Here is an 18550-nt window from a genome sequence, read left to right on the forward strand (position 1 = left end):
CACCAAAACGGGGCCTAGCCCCCTCGGTTCCAGTGGTGATTGCCGTCCAGCGGCAGGCCGTCGACACCGCAGCCCCGCAGCGTCCCGCTCTTCTCCAGCTGCTGCTTCGCGCCGTCATGACAGGGCTTGCACAGCGACTGCAGGTTCCGCTCGTCGTAGAACAACTGTTCGTCGCCACGATGCGGCGTCTTGTGGTCGACGATGGTGGCCAACGATCGGCGCCCAACCTGCGCGCAGAACGCACACCACGGGTGATCTTTCAATTGGTGGTGCCGGAGCCGAAACCATTGCTTGGTGCCGTACATGCGGCGCCAGTCTTTACGCTCCATGAACACCCCAAAAAGATTGGGCCGGTCGCAACCATGCACGACCGGCCCAACGAAAAGGCCCGCTTTCGGCGGGCCAAGGAGACACCACGACAACAGTGCGCCTGCGTGCTTACCGTTCGGAGCCCCCACTCGCCCGGAAAGCAAAAAGCCCGACCAGGTAAGAACCGGATCGGGCTTGTTTCGCTGCACGCACTGAAACCACAGCGTAGCCGAAATCTACCTAAGGAATCTCACGATTTCAAGAGCAGGTGCAAGGGTGGGTCCTTAACCCTCGGATTCTTAATGAAAAATTCGAGCGCTTTGAAAACCAGCAAATGCACGCGAAATGCCTTGGCGCGGCTCATGCCGAGTTCTTCCGCAGCGAGCCGCACGGGCATGCGCTCAATGTAGACCTTGCCGGCCAACTGGAACCACTCCAGCGGCATCTTGCGCAGCGCCTCGTGCGTGAGGTCGCACACCGGCTCCGACACCGGCACGTAGGCGCGCACCGGCATGGAACGGATCTCCTCAAGGGTGAGACAGCTTGCGCCATAGCCGTTGCGCTGGCCACCGCTCGACGCCCACTCGCCCCACGACTCCAGCCGCTCCACCACCCATGCCGGTGGCTCGTTGCCCGTACCCGATTCTGCGCGCTTTACCATCATGCCCTGCTCCAGTTTGCTCGCTTGCTCGGCGGCGGCGCGACGAGCGTTGCCAGCCTCCCGCGAGGCAGCGGCAGCGGCGGCACGCTCGCCACCTTGGCCGCGTGCACCGCCTCGTTTGCAGCGTGATTCAACCGCGCCAACTCACGCCTCCTTGCCACCTCCGCTGCGTGGACCGGCTCCCAGCCGTCCAGCTGCGCCTGCGTGATCAGCCAGCTGAGATAGCGCCACGGCGCGCGGATGCCGCCGGTCGCACACTCGCCCCGCCACTCGTCCAAAACAAGCTGGCCGAGCTTCGCGCCTAGCGGGCGCAGCCTTCGTGCAAGGTAGGCCCGCTGCTGGCCCGTCATGTCCACCGGCCACGCCAGATGCGCCTGCCACCGAACGAGGGACCTAGCCCCCTTCTCTGATTTCGGGGCCGCAGGCCCTTTCCCACCGCGCTTTGCCGGCTCGTGGCGTTCCTCTGAGAGCCGCTGCGCTTCTGACCCGGCCTGTGTTTCGCCGCCTTGGGTTTTATCGTCCTCTCGCACCGTAGGTGCGTGAGGGTCGATGGCCTTTCCATCCCTTTCGCGCCGTAGGCGAGAAGGGGTAGGGGAAGAGGCTTTTAATCCGGACTCCGGATGTGGGGCGGCTTTCGCGGTTCGGGCTGTTTTCCCGACAGCCTGTTTTCCCTTGTCCTGACTGGCTTGGCTGGCACCTGCCGGGTATGGCGAACCCTTGGCGGCTTTTTTTTGCGCGCAATTATCCGTGTCAGCGAGGAGGCAACGCAGGACCAGCTCACGATGGCCGCCCTCCTTTCGCACCAGGCCAAGGTTCACCAGCTGGTCCACGAGACGGCGAATCTGATCCCGGCTATACGCGAAGAAACGCACGCCAGGCCGCGCAAGGCGCTCGGTCCATTCCTTGATTGCCTGGTAGGAGATCGCGACAGTACGGCCCACCACACCCGTGCGGTAGTCCATGCGCGGGCGAATCCCCATGACGTAGACATTGACGGCATCCGCGCCGGCGCCGGCGAGAGCCTGCAACTCGGCGATAGTGAGCTTGATTGAAGTAGCAGACATGATGAGGTCTTACTGGCGGACTTGCGCCGCCATGGCATTGTTTGCCGCGGCTAGCGGCTTGTCGAAATCGCACAGGTCGTCCCACACGAGCGCAAGATCTGCGCTGCCGTCGTAGGTGGCGACCCAATGCTGCATGGCCTTGTCGACGCGCAACTGCGCCTCGTAGTCGGCATGCCGGATGCTGATGAGACGAAAGACGCGGCCACGACCATGCTTGATCGCAAAGACGCCGAAAGGCTCGCCACCCTTGAGGATGCGCTTTCTGATGCGCGCAAAGACAGAGAGCAACTCGCGCCGCGTGAGAGGCTTGCGCTTGCGCAACAGCGCACGCTGGCGCCCGGCCTGCGCCGAGGACAGCGAGGCCGGCAACAGATCAACCCGGGTCATTCGTCGCGCGCCCCCGGCTGCTGGACCTGCGCGGCCTCGACAGCCGTTGTCAGTTGCACCACCGCTTGCATGACGTCAAACGCCTCTTTCTTGATGCGCTCGCACTCCTTCGCATCAATGACGCCATCGCTCGCGTCTTCCATGACCACGGCCACCAACTCCGCGAATTCTTTCGAGAGGACGCCGACTTTTCGGATGATGTCCTGCGTTGCCGTAGGCCCTGCGGGAATGTCAACCGCCACCATGCCGTGCCGCAGATTCATCGCTTGCAACGGGGCGAACGGCCGCAGTACGTTGGCCTCCTGGCACAACTCCATGATGAGGCTGAATTCCTCGGCAGTGAGGAAATGAGAATAGATGTTCGGCCGCAGCTTGTTGCGCAGGACCGAAGGAACCACGTGCTTGTCCATGCGCCGACCCAGCGCCACCGCCAATCCCTCGACGCTGCCGGGGTAGCGGCGCGCCAAGTTGTACATCGACTCCAATGGATCGATGTCGGAATACTCGTAAGTCACGGTAACCCCCCGCAAAATTGATCGTGTCGCTTAAGCAGCACAATCGGATACTCTTCGTCAAAGCGCGGCGCTACGACCGCGCGCTCAGGAAGAAAACGTGTTCCAACCCAAGCCCAAATTTCTTCGCCGTTTGAATACCGTCGAGAGGCGGCGGAGTACCCCTCGACGTCATTCGGCGCGCTTCCGCGTCGCGCATGGTGCGGCCCTTAGCTTGCCAATAGCCTCAGCCATTCCTCGACAGGAATGAGCCAGAGCCGCGGCTCGACATAGAAAAGCTCTGGCCAGGCTCGCGGCCAATCGGCCCGTAAATCCTTGCGCGTGACCCGCCCCTCCGCGTGTCGCTCAATCAACACACACAGTTCGCACTTGAATCTCCCGCCCGCGCTAATCGCTTTGCGCAGGTAGCCCTCAGAGGTTCCCAGCGCGTTACAGAAGGCAGCGCGCTGCGCCCTATCGAGGCTGTTCAGGTAGGCCAGTAGCTTGTCCATGACGCCGGATATTACCATATTGTAATTTCCGAACAACACTCTTTGGTGTTTTACCTTAAAGTAATTGGTAGGGATAATTGTGGCCTATGACCATCGTTGACATCCGGCGCCAGCGCCTTCAACTCCTGATCTCGCAGAAGTACGGCACCCAGGCTGAATTCATCCGGCAGACCGGCATGAATCAGGGGGAAATTTCCGGCCTTTCGCGCGGCAGCAAGAGCTTTGGCGAGAAGAAGGCGCGACGTATTGAGGAGTTGGCGCACATCCCTCCCGGCTGGCTCGATCAGGCAACCGGGAGCGGAGACTTGCCGCTTTTTGGAAGTGCGGACTCTCCGGCAGACGCTTACAATTTCCCTTCTCTCGGGAACAACTTCGAAACCGGACCTGACATGAGGTCCCGGGCATACCCCGAGATATCATGGGTACAAGCGGGGATGTGGACAGAAATCGCGGATAACTTTGAACCTGCTACTGCGCAGGCCTATCACTACTGCCATAAGGATCTCGGGCCGCAAGGCTTCGTTTTGAGAGTCAAGGGCTACTCAATGACAGCGCCGGCGGGTCAGTCGCCGTCGTTCCCGGAAGGCATGCTGCTCTTCGTCAATCCGGACGTCGAAGCACAGCCTGGCAAGTTCGTCATCGTGCGCCGGAACGGCAACGAGGCAACGTTCAAAAAGCTGACCCTGGTCGACGGGGAGCTCTTTCTCGAGGCCCTCAATCCGGAGTGGCCCAACCGCTTTTTGCGCCTGCAAAAGGACGATCACATTTGTGGCGTCATCATGACCGCCACACTTGAGCTGTAACTCGCAGGGCACACCGTCCCTTAAGCGGCCCGCATTAGCCGCCCAGTAGAGCCGGCCGCGGAGCACCGCTTTTCACCTCAAAACGGACCTGACCAAGGGAGCTGGCCAATACCGTCTGCGCTTGGAGAATGCCTCCAGGACGTCGCACGGGCGAAAATATTACCAAACGGTGTTGACCTGTAATATTACTACTTGGTAATCTCGCCATCGACGGCACCGGCAGGTGCCCCTCGATGGAGAGTTCATGACCCGAAGGAATCGCCTCAAGACCGTGACCGCCCGCCGCGGCTTTCATGGTGGCCTACATTGGCTTACCCACGCCGCCCTGGCGGTGGCCGTCTACGCAGTCCATGCCTGCGCTCTTGAACACGACGAGCGCGCACCCACAGCCGTCAAGAGCGCTCCCAGCGCGGCTTAGGCACATGCCGCCGCTGCCTTTCTCAAAAGTCGCCCTGCTGAAGGAGTTTCGCCGCCTCAAGTGGAGCGGCGTCCCCGAGGAGGCGCTCGAACACACCCCTACCCGCCTCGCCCTGATCGCGTCTGTGAAGACGCGCCTGCGGGCCGAGGCCACGAAGCGCAGCGCCGCTCGCCGGCGCACGCGACCCGCCGACGACTTCAAGCGCCGCCAGGCCAACGACCTCGATTGAAGGACCCACCATGCTGATCGGACTCACCGGCCGCGGTGCCGGCCGGGCTTTCGCCGCCGACTATCTGGCGCGCACGCACGCCTTTGTCGCCGCCCCCTCTGTAACTGACGCTCTCGTCGACGAACTCAGCGCCCACCACGTCCTGGTGTTGGATCTCGCCGGCCCCGAAGACGCCCAAGAGTTGCGCGTGCGCGGCGGCATCGTCGTGCACCTGGTCGACCCGGCTCTGCCGAACTTCGGCCCTGACAACGGCATTGAGCTGCGACCCATCGACCGCGAAATCAACGCCGCGCTCGACATCTGCCGGGCTTGCGATGCGCTCGACGCGCTGGTCGGCGACGCTGAATTCATGGAGGGCTGAACCATGCGCAAATCCCGCAACAAGCCCTATCGACCTCGCCAGCTCCGCGTGCCGATGACAGCGGAGAACACGGCCAAGCTCGAACTGCAGTGGTACGTCCACCTGGACGGCTTTCTGCGCACGCCAACAGCCGATGGTTACAACACCGTGGTGACCATGGTTGCCACCACGGAACGCGCTGTTCACGCCCAGGGAATCGCCGAGTTTGATCCCTACATCCGCTCAGTCAAGCGCGCGCTTTGCAGCATCGTGGATCGCTGCGCCGATGGGACGGACGTCAACATCACCCAGCAGGAACGCGCCACGCTCGCTGCGGGCGCGTCATTCATCGAGGCAGCCATCAAACGCTGCCGCTACGACACGTTTGTCATGGCCCGCGCCGAGACCGCCGCAGAGCGCAGACGCCTCGGCGTGCATCTCACCACCGCCTGACCCCGCCGCCGCAAGAGGATTCCATGTCCACACACCTTCGCAATATCACCCTGCTGTCGACATTCGGCGCTGCTATTTCCGAGCGCCTTGCCAAGTCCATCGTGCCGCTGCACGACCTGCCCGATCACGAACTGGCGCGCCGCCTGGTGGAGAGCATTGGCCACAGCGACGCCGTCGATGTTGGCTTGTTCGCCATGCTCCTGCACAGCCGCGGGATGGATCGCAAAGCGCTAGCCACGCACGCGGTAGCGCCGCTGCTCAATGTCATCCGAAGCGAGATCGCCCAGCTCGAGCGCGCCGAGCTGGAGGAGCGCATTGCGCAGCCTTACGGCTACTGGCTCGACGGCGAGTGGTACGGCTACCAGCCCGACGAGAAGGAACCGTTGCGCCCCGGAGAAACGCGCACGCTTACCCCGGTCTGGACGCACAACGAAGCCGTAACCTTTGTGGGCGTCCCCGTCGACGGCCGCGATGACGTGGAACCGATGCCAGCCACCACCGAAGATGCCGCCCTGCTTCGCCCCTACCTCAAGGCAGGAGACGCGCAATGAACGCGAAGGCACGCCGCAACGCCGAGAGGTTCGGCACCAGCATTGGCGAGCGCCTTCCGGCCGATCACGGCCTGCGCCTCGCCGCCCCCTCACGCGGCGCTATCCGCTCGATCCGCCCACACACGGATGACCTTGCCGTGGACCAGCTCGCCACCGCCATGAAGGCGAAGCTCGCCGCATGCCGTAGCAAAGGCCGGGCGGGCTGGGACAACCCGCTGGAGTGCTCGGTGGAGCGACTCGCCCAGATGATGGCCGAAGCCGTATGCAAGGGCGACCCCATCGACGTGGCCAACTTCGCCGCGATGCTGCATGCCCGCGCCGCGGCGCACCAGGTCGTTGCCGAGCACGCCGCGCGTGCGCTGCTGCGGGGCAACCGCGAGGCCTGCGCCGAGGATCGCGTCAACGCTTGCCGCTATCAGGCCATCCGCGACCTCGATCACAGCGCCGAGCTGCAGGCCGCACTCCGCATTGGCGGCTCCGCCCTGGACTCCGCCACCGACCAGACCATTACCAACGAAGAGAGCGCACACGCATGACCACGTTTCTGTTTCCCGACGAAGAAGAGAGCCACGCCTACTGGTCGACGCGCGAATTCAAGGCATGGGCCGTGACGCTCACGACCGGCCCGGAGAAGAAGCCCACCGCTCGGCACGTCATGTATGTACGGGCTCGCACAGCTGAGTCAGCCAAGTCCTGCGCGCTCGAAAACAACTTCGCCGTGAAAGGCCGGATTCGCGCGCACGCGCGGCTGGCCACCTGGCGCGAGCTTGGCTGCATGAGGGCCGTCGCATGAACCAAAGGACGCCAAGAGACAGCGGGTGGCGGCATGACCGACCGCTACCAAGCGGATATCCACCCGTATCCGCGATTTACCAATGAAGTGAGTATGGAAGTAACAGCACAACGAATCATCGAATTGACCCCGCCAGGCTTGGCGAATTGGAGCGAAAAGTGAACGTCGTCACCAACATTGAACAAAAGGCAGGCACGGCGCCGGCAGTGGCGCCCAAAACGCAGCGCCTTTACCGCGTCCGCGAGGTGATGGGCCAGCTTAGCATCTCCAAGGCAACGGTCTACCGCATGGTGGCCGCTGGTACACTCCGCCTCGTAAAGATCGGCCCACGCTCGAGCGGCATCACGGCAGAGAGCATCGAGGCGCTCCTGCAGGGGTCGAAAGGCTAGCAGAATGAAGTTGGGTAGCTAGATGGGTAGCCAGAAGACATTTTTCAGAATAATCAACCCGGAAAGCCTTACCCATCATAGAACAAGATAAACCATGAGAATCGCAACCTGGAACGTCAATTCGCTCAAGGTCCGGCTGCCGCAGGTGCTGGACTGGCTGATCGAGCAGGAAAAAGCGGATACCCCCATCGACGCCCTGTGCCTGCAGGAGCTGAAGATGCCGGACGACAAGTATCCGCTGGCCGAACTGGAGAGCGCGGGTTTTCACAGCGTCTTCACCGGCCAGAAGACCTATAACGGCGTGGCGATCCTGGCGCGCAACGTGACCATGGCCACGCCCGCCGACGTGGTGCGCAATATCCCCGGCTTCGAGGACGCCCAGCAGCGCGTGGTGGCCGCGACCTATGGCGACGTGCGCCTGGTGTGCGCGTATTTCCCCAACGGCCAGGCCCCCGACTCCGACAAGTTCACCTACAAGCTGAACTGGCTGCAGGCCATGACCGCATGGCTGCGCGGGGAGATGGCGAAGTACCCGAAGCTTGCGCTGCTGGGCGACTTCAACATCGCGCCCGAGGACCGCGACGTGCACGACCCGGCGAAGTGGGAAGGCCAGAACCTGGTCTCCCCGCCCGAGCGGGAAGCCTTCCGGGCGCTGGAAGCACTCGGCCTGACCGATGCCTTCCGCATGTTCGAGCAGCCGGAAAAGAGCTTTTCCTGGTGGGATTACCGCATGTTCGCCTTCCGCCGCAACGCCGGCTTGCGCATCGACCACATCCTGCTGTCGCCGGCCTTGCGCGAATCGTGCAGCGCCTGCGTGATCGACCGGGTGCCGCGCACCTGGGAGCAGCCGTCCGACCACACGCCGGTGGTGGCCACGCTGGGCTGAGGGGGCAACCCCGGGGCGCCTTTCCGGATAGCGGGGCCGGCGGAAGGATTCAGGCTATCGGGGAAGCCACCGGCTCGCGTGAAGGCGCCCGCGCGGCTACACTTGCGACCATGAAACCGGCCACCTTCCGCCACCGCAATCTTCCCCACCTGCTGCTGCAGGCCCGTGAAACGCTGATGGCGGGCTTCCGGCCCATCCTGCGCCAGCACGGCCTGACCGAGCAGCAATGGCGCGTGGTGCGCACGCTCAACGAGCAAGGCGAGATGGAGCCGAACCAGCTCGCCGATGCCTGCCTCATCCTCAGCCCGAGCCTGACGCGGATGCTGTCGAGCATGGAGGAAGCGGGCCTGATCCTGCGCTCGCGCTCCACCACGGACCAGCGCCGCCAGCAGATCTCGCTGACGGACAAGTGCCGCGCCCTGATCGCCGAGATGGAGCCACTGATCGACCGCCGCTACGAGGAACTCGAACGCATGATCGGCGCCGAGCGGCTGGGCAAGGTCTACGGTGCGATCGACGAACTGCTGGAGAGCTTCAGCGACCAGGACCCGCGCGCATGAGCATCGCGGCCCCGGAGGGAAGGCTGGCACGCCTGCTGCCGGCGTGGCGCCACCGCGTAAGCACCGCCTCCCTGCGCGCCGACCTGGTGGCCGGCCTGCTGGGCGCCGTGCTGGTGCTGCCGCAGGGCGTGGCCTTCGCCACGCTGGCCGGCCTGCCACCGCAGTACGGCATCTACGCGGCGGTCATCCCCTGCATCGTCGCGGCCCTGTTCGGCTCGAGCTGGCACGTGATGTCCGGCCCGACCAACGCCAATTCGCTGGCGCTGTTCGCCATGCTGAGCCCGGTGGCATTTGCCGGCAGCCCGGCGTATATCAATCTCGCCCTGGCCGTGACCATCATGGTTGGCGTCCTGCAGCTGGCCGTGGGCACGCTGCGGCTGGGCACGCTGGCCAACTTCATCTCACCTTCGGTGCTGCTCGGCTTTACCTGCGGCGCGGCGACGCTGATCGGCCTCTATGCACTCAAGGACCTGTTCGGCCTGGCCGTGCCCACGGGCACCAGCGCCTTCGGCGTGGTGCGCTTCCTGTTCGACAACGCCGCCACCATCAACTGGAGCGCGTTCACCGTGGCCATGGTGACGCTGGCCGTCACGGTCGCCGTGAAGCGGGTCTGGCGCCGCCTGCCCTTCATGCTGCTAGGCCTGCTGGCGGGCTACGCGGTCGCGCTGCTGCTCAACATGCCGGACTGGAGCCAGGGCGCGCGCCATGTCAATGTGGTGGGGCCGATCCCGTCGGCAATCCCGTCCTTCCATCTTCCCGGCATCGACTGGCATGCCATCCCCGACCTGCTGGGCATTGCCGCCGCGCTGACCATCGTCGCGCTCGGGCAGTCGATCTCGATCGCCAAGGCGGTGGCACTGCGCTCCGGCCAGCATATCGACGCCAACCGCGAATTCATCGGCCAGGGCTTGTCGAATATCGCCGGCGGCCTGTTCTCCGCCTATATCTCCTGCGGCTCGCTCAACCGCTCGATGCCCAACTACGAGGCCGGCGCCCAAACCCCGCTGGCAGGCGTGTTCTCGGCCTTGCTGCTGGTGGTGCTGGTGAGCGCCAGCGCGCCGCTGCTCGCGCAGATTCCGCTGGCGGCGATCTCCGCCATGCTGCTGCTGGTCGCATGGGGCCTGTTCGATTTCGCCCGCCTGCGGCGCATTGCCAGCCTGAGCCGCGCCGAGTTCGCCATCGCCATCAGTACCTTTGCCGCCACGCTCGCCATCCGCCTGGAAATGGCGGTCCTGCTCGGCACCATCCTGTCGCTGGTGGCCTACCTGTACCGCACCTCGCGGCCCGCCGTGCGCAGCCTGGTGCCTGACGCGGATGATCCCGACCGCCGCTTCACCCCGCTCGACGAACTGCGTCGCCCGCAGCCGGAGTGCCCGCAGCTCAAGCTGCTGCGCATGGAAGGCGCGATCTACTTCGGCGCCGTCCAGTACGTCACCGACAGGTTGCACCATGCGCGCACCGCGCATCCCGGCCAGGTCCACCTGCTGGCCATGACCAAGAGCATGAACTTCATCGACCTTGCTGGCGCCGAGATGTGGGAGAGCGAGCTCACCGAGCGGCGGGCCGCCGGCGGCGACCTGTATTTCCACCGTCCGCGCACGCAGGTGCTACAGACCTGGGACCAGACCGGATTCGCGGCCAAGCTGGGCGAGGAACATATCTTCTCCACCAAGCGGCAGGCCCTGCACACCATCATCGCGCGGCTGGATCCGGCGGTGTGCCGTGAATGCCGCGCGCGCGTCTTCGAAGAATGCGCAAGCCGCCCGGGCGGGTCGCTTACCCAGGGGAGAGCCGGCATGAACCGCGAGGACACACCAGAACCAGCGCGGGAACGCGCAGCTTGACGACGATCGGGGATGGAAAGAGAAACGCCGGAGAGAACCCGGCGCCAGGCGGCTAGAAGCCGCAAACACGTGAAGCGGGCGCCCGGGATCGGACCGATGACCGGCCCGGACTGAAACCCGCTTCAGAGCGGCGCCACATGGGCGCGCTTGACTACCACCGGCTGGGCAGCGCCCTGCTCGATCAGCACCACCGCGGCACGTTCGATGGTCTCGCGCCCGGCGCGGAAAGCCTCTTCCAGCGACAGCACCTGGTCGGCGCTGAAGCCTTCCCACAGCGCCTCGCGCGTCACCACGCAAGTCACCGGTTGGCCATCGACCATGGCGTGAAATAGCAAGCCTTCATTGTTGATATCGTAACGCTCTTGCTCTTGGAATTTGATATCCATCGGTAAAGCCCTCCATTGCAAGTGATAATCCATCCTAACATGGGTCGGCCCGACTCGTCCGCAAAGGCCTACGCTTAGCGCGCCCCCAAGCAAGACTGAAGAGCCCGCGAGGAGTTCCCGTGCCATGCGCGGGCCTCTTTGGCCAGCGTTGCCCGCTCACGTCGCGCCGAATCGATCGCATGAAGGCCGCATGCGGTCCGCACGCAGGAAAAGATCACCAAACATTTGACAAACTCAAAAACGATGATAGAATCTTTTTCTTCGTTGGGGCGTTAGCTCAGTTGGTAGAGCAGCGGACTCTTAATCCGTAGGTCGAGTGTTCGAGTCACTCACGCCCCACCAGCGAATTCAAAAAGCCGGAAGCAGAAATGCTCCCGGCTTTTTTCATTTGTCGATACAACCCGGTGGATCAAACTCGGCGGATACGACTCGGCGGACACCCACCCGGCGGATGCTGCCCGCGTGGTCCGTCCATCCGGTGATGGCCACCCGTATTGATATCGCATCAATGTGACACCTGTCATCGGCACCATCGGCCGCCAGGGCATCCGTGCACGCCATCCTCCCGAAGAGCCATTCCGAAGGGCAAAAAAAAGCCCGCGCATCAGCGCAGGCTCGGGAAGGGTCAGGGGCGTTCGGGGAACGTCCCGGTGACAAGTTTGAATACATTGGAGACATGGCGCTGCCCCACTCGAGTGGGGTCGCGCGCACCCGGCAATCCGGCGTGTGTCGCGCCGCGCCTGCGGCACAGGCTCAGGCCGCCTCGCCCGCGCGCTCGAACAGCGTGCGCGCCAGGCTGCGGTGCCGCGCGAGCACGCGCGGCAACTCGACGCTCAGCAGCTCTCCGCCGCGCACCACGACCCTTCCGTTGATCACACTGGTGGCGACATTGCCGGGCGTGCAGAACACCAGCGCCGCCACCGGATCGTGGCCCGCGCCCGCATAGGCCACCGCATCCATGTCGAAGGACACGAAATCGGCCGACATGCCTGGCGCCAGCGCGCCGATATCGTCGCGGCCCAGTACCCGCGCGCCGCCCAGCGTGGCGATCTCCAGCGCTTCGCGCGCGCCCATGGCCGCCGGCCCGTAGCCTACCCGCTGCAACAGCATCGCCTGGCGCGCCTCGCCCAGCATGTGCGCGCCGTCGTTGGAGGCGCTGCCGTCCACGCCCAGGCCCACCGGCACCCCGGCGTCGCGCATCGCCCGCACCGGGGCAATGCCCGAGGCCAGCCGCATATTGGAGCACGGGCAATGGGCCACGCCGGTGCCGGTCCGCGCGAACAGTGCGATGCCCTCGTCGTCGAGCTTCACGCAGTGCGCGTGCCACACGTCGGCGCCGACCCAGCCGAGCTCCTCGGCGTACTGCGCGGGAGTCAGGCCGAACTTCTCGTGCGAGTAGGCGATGTCGTTGTCGTTCTCGGCCAGATGGGTATGCATCGACACGCCATAGCTGCGCGCCAGCAGCGCCGACTCGCGCATCAGGTCGCGCGAGACGGAAAACGGCGAGCACGGCGCCACCACCACGCGCAGCATGGCGTGGCGCGAGGCATCGTGATATTGCTCGATCAGCCGCCGGCTGTCGGCGAGAATGGCGCGCTCATCCTCCACCACCGAATCGGGCGGCAGGCCACCCTGGCTGCGGCCCACGCTCATCGAGCCGCGCGCGGCATGGAAGCGCATGCCCATCTCGCCCGCGGCGGCGATCGAGTCATCCAGGCGCGCGCCATTGGGGTAGAGGTAGAGATGGTCGCTGGTCGTGGTGCAGCCCGACAGCATCAGCCCGGCCATCGCGGTGCGCGTCGAGACGTCGATCATCTCCGGCGTCAGGTGCGACCAGAGCATGTAGAGATTGCTGAGCCAGGCGAACAGCTCGGCATCCTGCGCCGCCGGTACGGCGCGGGTCAGGCTCTGGTACATGTGGTGGTGCGTGTTGACGAGGCCGGGCGTCACGACGTGGCCACGCATGTCGAGCACCTCGGCGCGCCCCTGGTCGATCAGCTGGCGATACTGCGGCGGCAGGTCCGCGCTGGCGCCCACCCATGCGATCGCCGGGCCTTGCGCCACCAGCGCGCCGTCCGCAATCTCGCGGCGCTGAGCGTCCATGGTGACGAGCACATCGGCGTGGAGCAGGATCAGGGTCATGGCGCAATCTCCGGTTCGGGAACAAGGCAGGCCCGCGCAGTCTACGGCGCGCGCCGCGCCCGGCAAAGCATCGAATTTCGCCCACGCTGTGCGCAAAAAGAGCACAGCGCCGGCCGCGCCCGGGAAGGCACCAGAAAATGCCTGAAGGCGCTAGCGCGCAGCGTCGAACACGGCCGCCAGGCCCGCGCCGATGCAGTCCGCCATCAGGCCGGCTGCCGCGCCGAGCGGATTGCGCGCGCGCGCCACCAGCCGCAAGGTCTGGCGCGGCAGGTTGCCATCGCGCAAGGGCAGCCATGCCAGCGCGCCGCGTGCCCGCTCGTCCAGCACATCGAGCGGGTTGAGCAAGGCGATGCCGGCGCCGAGCATGACCAGGCTGCGCATCAGCGCCGTCGACGTGGTCTCCGTCACCGGCGACACCGCCAGCCCCGCGCGCGCGAAGCCCTCGTCGAGAATGCCGCGCAGCGACATCGACGGCGCCGGCAGGATCACGGGCCAGGCCAGGCATTCGGCCAGTAGCGCCGACGGCTGCGCCGCCAGCGCGTGGCCGGGCTGCACCACCACCCCGATCGGCCAGTCGCTGCCGGCGAGGATGCGGAACGCCGCCACATCCGGCATGTCGTAGCCCAGGCCGAGATCGGCATCGCCACGCTCGACGGCGCCGACGATCTCCGCCACCGGAAGATCGAGCAAGCGCACCAGGATGCCCGGATATTGCTGGCGAAAGCCATGCACCAGCGATGGCATCAGCGAACCGGCCAGGCCCGCCGTGGTGGCAACCGTGACTTCGCCCTGGCGCACGCCCTTGACGGCCTCGATCCGGCTGCGAAGCAGTTCGTGTTCGCGCAGCGTCTGCCTTACGTGCGCCAGCACCATCTCTCCCAGCGGCGTGAGCCGCAGGCGCTTGTTGATGCGTTCGAACAGGGGCGCGCCCAGCTCGGCCTCCAGGTCCAGGATCTGCCGGTTGATCGCGCTTGGCGCCACATGCAGGTGCAGCGCGGCCTGGCGGATCGAGCCGCGGCTCACCACCTCGTCAAGGTAGCGCAGGACTCTGGCGTGCATGCAGGACTCTCCGGTCTGGATCTGGGCGGGAAGGCGGGAACGAGCGCATTGTAGCCGCTGGCCCTCCCGCTCCCCGGCATCGCCGGCAGGGCGCCCCCCCCACTCCGTCGGCGTTGCGCTGACACGTTTGTCGGACAGCGCCCGCATGCCAGGGGCGGCTGCGCACGGGACAATGGCTGCGCATCCCGGCGGCATGGAGTACGCTGCCTTGAAGGATACGGATGCCGGCGCCGGCCGCCGGCGCAAAGGTGCGGCCCGCTCCGCCCGATCGACTCCTGCGGCGCCCGGTGCGCCGACCGCCATGACCGCCAAGACCAGCAAGCCGAAATCCGCCCACGGGGCCGGTGCGAAGCACAACGCAAAGCCGGCTGCCAAGGCGCTGCGCAAGACAGCGCGGAAACCCGCGGCCAAGCCCGCCAAGCCCCGGCCTCCCGCCGCCGACAAGCGCGAAGACGTCTTGCTGCGCTGCCGGAACCTGAAGATGGCGCGCTCCGCCCACGCTTACGTGCGGGGCAACACGCGCAAGTTCTACGAATGGCTGGAAGCCAAGCAGCCGCACACGCTGCCCGAAGGCCCCGCGATCTGGATCTGCGGCGACTGCCACGTCGGCAACCTCGGCCCGGTCGCGGACATCCAGGGCGACGTCGCCATCCAGATCCGCGATCTCGACCAGACCGTGATCGGCAACCCGGCGCACGACCTGATCCGCCTGGCGCTGTCGCTGGCCACCGCCGCGCGCGGCTCCGACCTGCCCGGCGTGATCACCGCGCGCATGCTGGAGAGCCTGGTGGTCGGATACGAGAGCGCCTTCGACAATCCGGACGCCGCGGCCGGATTGGTATCGCGCCGGCCCGCCGCGGTGCGCACCGTGATGCGCCTGGCGCTCGGGCGCAAGTGGAAGCATCTCGCACGCGAGCGCCTGCAGGACACCACGCCGGCCATCCCGCTCGGCAAACGGTTCTGGCCGCTCGCAAAGGACGAGCGCGAAGCGATCCGCGCACTGTTCGAACGGCGCGAGATCGCGCACCTCGCCACGCTGCTGACCTCGCGCGACGAGGGCGCGCGCGTGGAGATGGTAGACGCGGCCTACTGGGTCAAGGGCTGCAGTTCGCTGGGACGCTTGCGCTACGCCGTGCTGCTGTCGGTAGGCAGCCAGGACAGCCCGAGCCCCGAAGTCTGCCTCATCGATATCAAGGAAGCCGTGAAGGCAGCGGCACCGAGCTACCCGAAGGTCAGCATGCCGCGCGGCAACGGCGAGCGCGTGGCCGAAGGCGCGCGACATCTGTCGCCTGCGCTGGGCGACCGCATCGCCTGTTCGACCCTGCTCGACAGATCGGTCTTCATGCGCGAACTGCTGCCGCAGGATCTCAAGCTGGAGATCGACACCCTGCCACAGGAAGAGGCCAGCCGCGTGGCGATGTACCTGGGCGAGGTGGTAGGCAACGCCCACGCGCGGCAGATGGACCTCTCCACCCAGCGCGCCTGGCTGGCCGAACTCGCACGTAACCGCTCGAAGCAACTCGATGCGCCATCATGGTTGTGGACCAGCGTGCTGGATCTGATCGCCAGCCACGAGGTGGGCTACCTCGAGCATTGCCGCATGTTCGCACTCGATCAGGCCACGCGCGCCTGAGCACGCGCGTCGCCGCCGTCGACGAGCCGCGCGCCGGGACACGGCGAGGCCAGGCGGGGCGATCCGCAACTGCGCCTGCAATGAGACCCGAGACAAAAAATCATCGAACGTTTGACAAACTCAAAAACGATGATAGAATCTCTTTCTTCGTTGGGGCGTTAGCTCAGTTGGTAGAGCAGCGGACTCTTAATCCGTAGGTCGAGTGTTCGAGTCACTCACGCCCCACCAGCGAATTCAAAAAGCCGGAAGCAGAAATGCTTCCGGCTTTTTTCATTTCCACCCCTGGCATTGTTTCGAGCCCCTCCCTTCGCTCCTCGCTCGCACATTTCCCCATTCTTCCTTGTTCGCATCGCCCGCCAGGCGCATGCGCCTCGCATGCCGGATGCCCGGATGGCAAGCTGATACCGGGTTGATACCGATTCCGCCGGCCACGCTTTCACGGTTGAATTGCGCCTGAAGCACATCGCGGAACATGGTTCCGCATTACGGAACCATTCCGGTCGCTTCGCAAAACCCGTGGCAGCTTGCGCCCGCTGCCCGGGACCTCGCGGCAAGCCGGCAGGGCAGCAAACAAAAACGACGGGACAGCCGGCGCAGACCGCCACGCCCGCACCCTGGCCGGACCGCAAGCAGACCTAGAATCTTCGGAGCCTCTCTTGAAAGCAGTCTTGAAAGTCAGTAGCGCAGCTTGTCTGGTCCTCGTTGGCCTGTGCCAGGGCGCCTTTGCACAAACCTACCCCACCAAGCCGATCCGCCTGATTGTTCCGTTCGCCGCGGGCGGCACCACCGACATCGTGGCACGCTCGGTAGCCGACGGCATCGGGCGCGAGCTCGGCCAGCCGGTGGTCGTGGAAAACCGTGGCGGCGGCGGTGGCGTGATCGGCGCCGACGCGCTGGCCAAGTCCGCACCGGACGGCTACACGCTGGGCATCGCCACGGTCAGCACCATGGCGACCAACCCGGCCACCAACGCCCGCAACCCCTACGATCCGCTCAAGGACTTCGCGCCGATCACCAACCTGGTCAACGTGCCGAACGTGCTGACGGTCAATCCGAAGGTGCCGGCCAAGACCCTGCAGGAATTCGTCGCGCTGGTGAAGGCCAATCCCGGCAAGTACAGCTACGCCTCGGCAGGCAAGGGCAGCATCTCGCATCTGGACGGCGAGCTGTTCAAGTTCCTGACCAAGACGGACATGGTCCACGTTCCCTATCGTGGATCGGGCCCTGCCCTGAACGATACGCTGGCGGGCCAGGTCAGCGGCCAGTTTGACAACCTGCCGTCCTCGATGCCCCATATCCAGGCTGGCAAGCTGCGTGCCCTGGCGGTGGCCGCGCCCAAGCGCGTGGAAGGCCTGCCTGAAGTGCCGACCTTCGCCGAAGCCGGCATGAAGGACATGAACAATATGGCCTGGTACGGCCTGGTGGCGCCCGCCAACACGCCTGCGGCCATCGTCGCCAAGGTGCATGACGCCGCCGTGAAGACCCTGCAGGATCCCAACGTCAAGCGCCGCCTGGCTGAAAGCGGGGCCTACCCCGACGGCAATACGCCGCAGCAATATGCCGCCCAGATCAAGCGTGAACTGGAACTGCGCAAGAAGATCGCGCACGACCAGAACATCACGCTCGAGTAAGCACCGGGCGAATCCGGCCATCCCCGGCCGGATTCGCTGCATGCCCGCTCTGCGCCCGGGCCCGTGCGGGCCCGCGAGGTGGCCTTTCCGCCGCCTCCGCCGCCCTGCCACGCCCGCCCTCCCTGCCATACCTGTCCGCGCTTGATCTAGCGCACGATTCCTGCCTGTATTCGATGTTTCAATACAGGGGGAAGAAAGATTGACTTCGCAGGGTCCTCCCGAGTCGGTAAAGTAGCCGGGTCAGACAAGCAGTTCTACGGCCATGCCCCCTGCCCGTGGCCAATACTCACGAGGATGAAAATGCGCAACAAGACCGTATCCGCCCTGATCATTGCAGCCATGACCGCCTTTGGCGGCGCGCAACTGGCGCATGCCCAGAAGAACTACACCGATGGCGGCGACCTGTATGGCGGCAGCCATACCAACAAGGTGGACCCCAACAAGAGCGCCGCCAAGTCGGGCAAGTTCGACCCCTATACCGATGGCGCCAAGAAGTCGACCAAGTCCAGCCTGAACGCGGACGGCACCAAGGGCGCCAAGAAGAAGGCCGATCCCTACACCGATGGCGCCAAGTCCGGCAAGTTCGATCCGTACTCGGATGGTGCCAAGTCGGGCAAGCCCGATCCCTACACCGACGGCGCGAACGCCGCGCCCAAGCAGTAAGCCTGCCTGCCCGCCTCCGGCGGGCATTGCCGCGGTTGGTGCGCTAGCGCACCGTCCGCGCGCGCTGCCGGCAGCAGCATCGGTACAGCACACCGCAACTGCAACGCCCGCTTGAAACGCCGCCATGCGGAAGACGCCGCACGGGGAAACGCGGGATATATCCCGGCATGAAACAGATAGCCGCCGACAGCCTCGGGCGCTGCGCGGCTTCATGCTTCCGGTACCGCCTTTCATTGCTTGCCAGTTATTGCACCCATCTCCTTTCGGAGACCATCATGCTAGACGTGCTGATACTCATGGCTTCCTCCCTGGTGCTGGCGGTACTGATCTTCAAGGGATAGGAATA

25 protein-coding genes and 2 tRNA genes are annotated in these 18550 nt (G+C 65.2%); 18 read left to right on the forward strand and 9 right to left on the reverse strand.

Annotated features, from left to right (window positions below):
• Window positions 1-14 precede the first annotated feature (14 nt).
• From AC1DKV_RS06125 to AC1DKV_RS06150, 6 genes are all read right to left on the reverse strand, one after another.
• Window positions 15-329, reverse strand: a complete 315-nt coding sequence (locus AC1DKV_RS06125; RefSeq protein WP_441616216.1) for an HNH endonuclease — start codon at window positions 327-329, stop codon at window positions 15-17.
• A 230-nt stretch (window positions 330-559) separates the two neighbouring features.
• Window positions 560-973, reverse strand: a complete 414-nt coding sequence (locus AC1DKV_RS06130; RefSeq protein WP_441616218.1) for a hypothetical protein — start codon at window positions 971-973, stop codon at window positions 560-562.
• Window positions 970-2034 carry a hypothetical protein gene (locus tag AC1DKV_RS06135; RefSeq protein WP_441616220.1) on the reverse strand — a complete coding sequence of 355 codons (1065 nt, stop codon included), beginning with the start codon at window positions 2032-2034 and terminating at the stop codon, window positions 970-972. The genes AC1DKV_RS06130 and AC1DKV_RS06135 overlap by 4 nt, the downstream gene beginning before the upstream one ends.
• Before the next feature lie 9 nt (window positions 2035-2043).
• Window positions 2044-2421 (reverse strand): hypothetical protein, encoded by a 378-nt coding sequence (locus AC1DKV_RS06140; protein WP_441616222.1) that lies wholly within the window; start codon window positions 2419-2421, stop codon window positions 2044-2046.
• On the reverse strand, window positions 2418-2936 hold the full coding sequence (locus AC1DKV_RS06145) for a phage regulatory CII family protein (RefSeq protein WP_441616224.1): 519 nt from the start codon (window positions 2934-2936) through the stop codon (window positions 2418-2420). Before AC1DKV_RS06145 ends, AC1DKV_RS06140 begins: the two co-directional genes overlap by 4 nt.
• A gap of 206 nt (window positions 2937-3142) precedes the next feature.
• Window positions 3143-3424 (reverse strand): Cro/Cl family transcriptional regulator, encoded by a 282-nt coding sequence (locus AC1DKV_RS06150; RefSeq protein WP_441616226.1) that lies wholly within the window; start codon window positions 3422-3424, stop codon window positions 3143-3145.
• An 86-nt stretch (window positions 3425-3510) separates the two neighbouring features.
• On the opposite strand from AC1DKV_RS06150, the gene AC1DKV_RS06155 reads away from it, so the two are divergent.
• The 12 genes from AC1DKV_RS06155 to AC1DKV_RS06210 all read left to right on the forward strand — a co-directional run bounded on the left by AC1DKV_RS06155 (window position 3511) and on the right by AC1DKV_RS06210 (window position 10690).
• Window positions 3511-4227 (forward strand): LexA family protein, encoded by a 717-nt coding sequence (locus AC1DKV_RS06155; RefSeq protein WP_441616228.1) that lies wholly within the window; start codon window positions 3511-3513, stop codon window positions 4225-4227.
• 422 nt (window positions 4228-4649) lie between these two features.
• Window positions 4650-4874 (forward strand): hypothetical protein, encoded by a 225-nt coding sequence (locus tag AC1DKV_RS06160; protein ID WP_441616230.1) that lies wholly within the window; start codon window positions 4650-4652, stop codon window positions 4872-4874.
• Between the two features lie 10 nt (window positions 4875-4884).
• Window positions 4885-5235, forward strand: a complete 351-nt coding sequence (locus AC1DKV_RS06165; RefSeq protein WP_441616232.1) for a hypothetical protein — start codon at window positions 4885-4887, stop codon at window positions 5233-5235.
• 3 nt (window positions 5236-5238) lie between these two features.
• Window positions 5239-5667 carry a hypothetical protein gene (locus tag AC1DKV_RS06170; protein WP_441616234.1) on the forward strand — a complete coding sequence of 143 codons (429 nt, stop codon included), beginning with the start codon at window positions 5239-5241 and terminating at the stop codon, window positions 5665-5667.
• A gap of 23 nt (window positions 5668-5690) precedes the next feature.
• Window positions 5691-6218 carry a hypothetical protein gene (locus tag AC1DKV_RS06175; RefSeq protein ID WP_441616236.1) on the forward strand — a complete coding sequence of 176 codons (528 nt, stop codon included), beginning with the start codon at window positions 5691-5693 and terminating at the stop codon, window positions 6216-6218.
• The gene (locus AC1DKV_RS06180; RefSeq protein ID WP_441616238.1) at window positions 6215-6754 is read left to right on the forward strand and encodes a hypothetical protein; all 540 of its coding nucleotides are present in this window, start codon (window positions 6215-6217) and stop codon (window positions 6752-6754) included. Before AC1DKV_RS06175 ends, AC1DKV_RS06180 begins: the two co-directional genes overlap by 4 nt.
• On the forward strand, window positions 6751-7011 hold the full coding sequence (locus AC1DKV_RS06185) for a hypothetical protein (protein WP_441616240.1): 261 nt from the start codon (window positions 6751-6753) through the stop codon (window positions 7009-7011). The genes AC1DKV_RS06180 and AC1DKV_RS06185 overlap by 4 nt, the downstream gene beginning before the upstream one ends.
• Window positions 7012-7044: 33 nt before the next feature.
• Window positions 7045-7173: a hypothetical protein gene (locus AC1DKV_RS06190; RefSeq protein ID WP_441616242.1), complete on the forward strand. Its 129-nt coding sequence runs from the start codon at window positions 7045-7047 to the stop codon at window positions 7171-7173.
• Window positions 7170-7400 carry a helix-turn-helix transcriptional regulator gene (locus tag AC1DKV_RS06195; RefSeq protein ID WP_441616244.1) on the forward strand — a complete coding sequence of 77 codons (231 nt, stop codon included), beginning with the start codon at window positions 7170-7172 and terminating at the stop codon, window positions 7398-7400. The genes AC1DKV_RS06190 and AC1DKV_RS06195 overlap by 4 nt, the downstream gene beginning before the upstream one ends.
• A 94-nt stretch (window positions 7401-7494) precedes the next feature.
• On the forward strand, window positions 7495-8286 hold the full coding sequence (xth, locus tag AC1DKV_RS06200; RefSeq protein ID WP_441616246.1) for an exodeoxyribonuclease III: 792 nt from the start codon (window positions 7495-7497) through the stop codon (window positions 8284-8286).
• 110 nt (window positions 8287-8396) lie between these two features.
• Window positions 8397-8846, forward strand: a complete 450-nt coding sequence (hpaR, locus tag AC1DKV_RS06205) for a homoprotocatechuate degradation operon regulator HpaR (RefSeq protein ID WP_441616248.1) — start codon at window positions 8397-8399, stop codon at window positions 8844-8846.
• Window positions 8843-10690, forward strand: coding sequence for a SulP family inorganic anion transporter (locus AC1DKV_RS06210; RefSeq protein WP_441616250.1), 1848 nt, complete (start codon window positions 8843-8845; stop codon window positions 10688-10690). Before hpaR ends, AC1DKV_RS06210 begins: the two co-directional genes overlap by 4 nt.
• Window positions 10691-10812: 122 nt before the next feature.
• Here the strand turns inward: AC1DKV_RS06210 and AC1DKV_RS06215 are convergent, their stop codons facing one another.
• The gene (locus tag AC1DKV_RS06215; protein WP_441616252.1) at window positions 10813-11076 is read right to left on the reverse strand and encodes a DUF1488 family protein; all 264 of its coding nucleotides are present in this window, start codon (window positions 11074-11076) and stop codon (window positions 10813-10815) included.
• 266 nt (window positions 11077-11342) lie between these two features.
• Between AC1DKV_RS06215 and AC1DKV_RS06220 the strand changes: the two genes are divergently transcribed.
• A tRNA-Lys gene (locus AC1DKV_RS06220) sits at window positions 11343-11418 on the forward strand.
• 411 nt (window positions 11419-11829) lie between these two features.
• On the opposite strand, the gene AC1DKV_RS06225 is transcribed toward AC1DKV_RS06220, so the two are convergent.
• Together AC1DKV_RS06225 and AC1DKV_RS06230 are read right to left on the reverse strand one after the other, a co-directional pair.
• On the reverse strand, window positions 11830-13218 hold the full coding sequence (locus AC1DKV_RS06225; protein ID WP_441616254.1) for an 8-oxoguanine deaminase: 1389 nt from the start codon (window positions 13216-13218) through the stop codon (window positions 11830-11832).
• 150 nt (window positions 13219-13368) lie between these two features.
• Complete coding sequence (locus tag AC1DKV_RS06230) at window positions 13369-14277, reverse strand: LysR substrate-binding domain-containing protein (RefSeq protein ID WP_441616256.1); 909 nt, start codon at window positions 14275-14277, stop codon at window positions 13369-13371.
• Window positions 14278-14578: 301 nt separating this feature from the next.
• Here AC1DKV_RS06230 and AC1DKV_RS06235 point away from each other — a divergent pair, with 301 nt between their 5' ends.
• The 5 genes from AC1DKV_RS06235 to AC1DKV_RS06255 all read left to right on the forward strand — a co-directional run bounded on the left by AC1DKV_RS06235 (window position 14579) and on the right by AC1DKV_RS06255 (window position 18545).
• Entirely contained in the window at window positions 14579-15910 is a 1332-nt protein-coding gene (locus tag AC1DKV_RS06235; RefSeq protein ID WP_441616258.1) for a DUF2252 family protein, read from the forward strand.
• Window positions 15911-16062: 152 nt separating this feature from the next.
• Window positions 16063-16138 (forward strand) — tRNA-Lys (locus tag AC1DKV_RS06240).
• 428 nt (window positions 16139-16566) lie between these two features.
• Complete coding sequence (locus AC1DKV_RS06245; protein WP_441616260.1) at window positions 16567-17541, forward strand: Bug family tripartite tricarboxylate transporter substrate binding protein; 975 nt, start codon at window positions 16567-16569, stop codon at window positions 17539-17541.
• Window positions 17542-17841: 300 nt separating this feature from the next.
• Window positions 17842-18204 carry a hypothetical protein gene (locus tag AC1DKV_RS06250; protein WP_441616262.1) on the forward strand — a complete coding sequence of 121 codons (363 nt, stop codon included), beginning with the start codon at window positions 17842-17844 and terminating at the stop codon, window positions 18202-18204.
• A 167-nt stretch (window positions 18205-18371) separates the two neighbouring features.
• Complete coding sequence (locus AC1DKV_RS06255) at window positions 18372-18545, forward strand: hypothetical protein (RefSeq protein WP_441616263.1); 174 nt, start codon at window positions 18372-18374, stop codon at window positions 18543-18545.
• The last annotated feature ends 5 nt before the right edge of the window (window positions 18546-18550 follow it).

The organism is Cupriavidus sp. 05T41 (genome assembly GCF_056396525.1).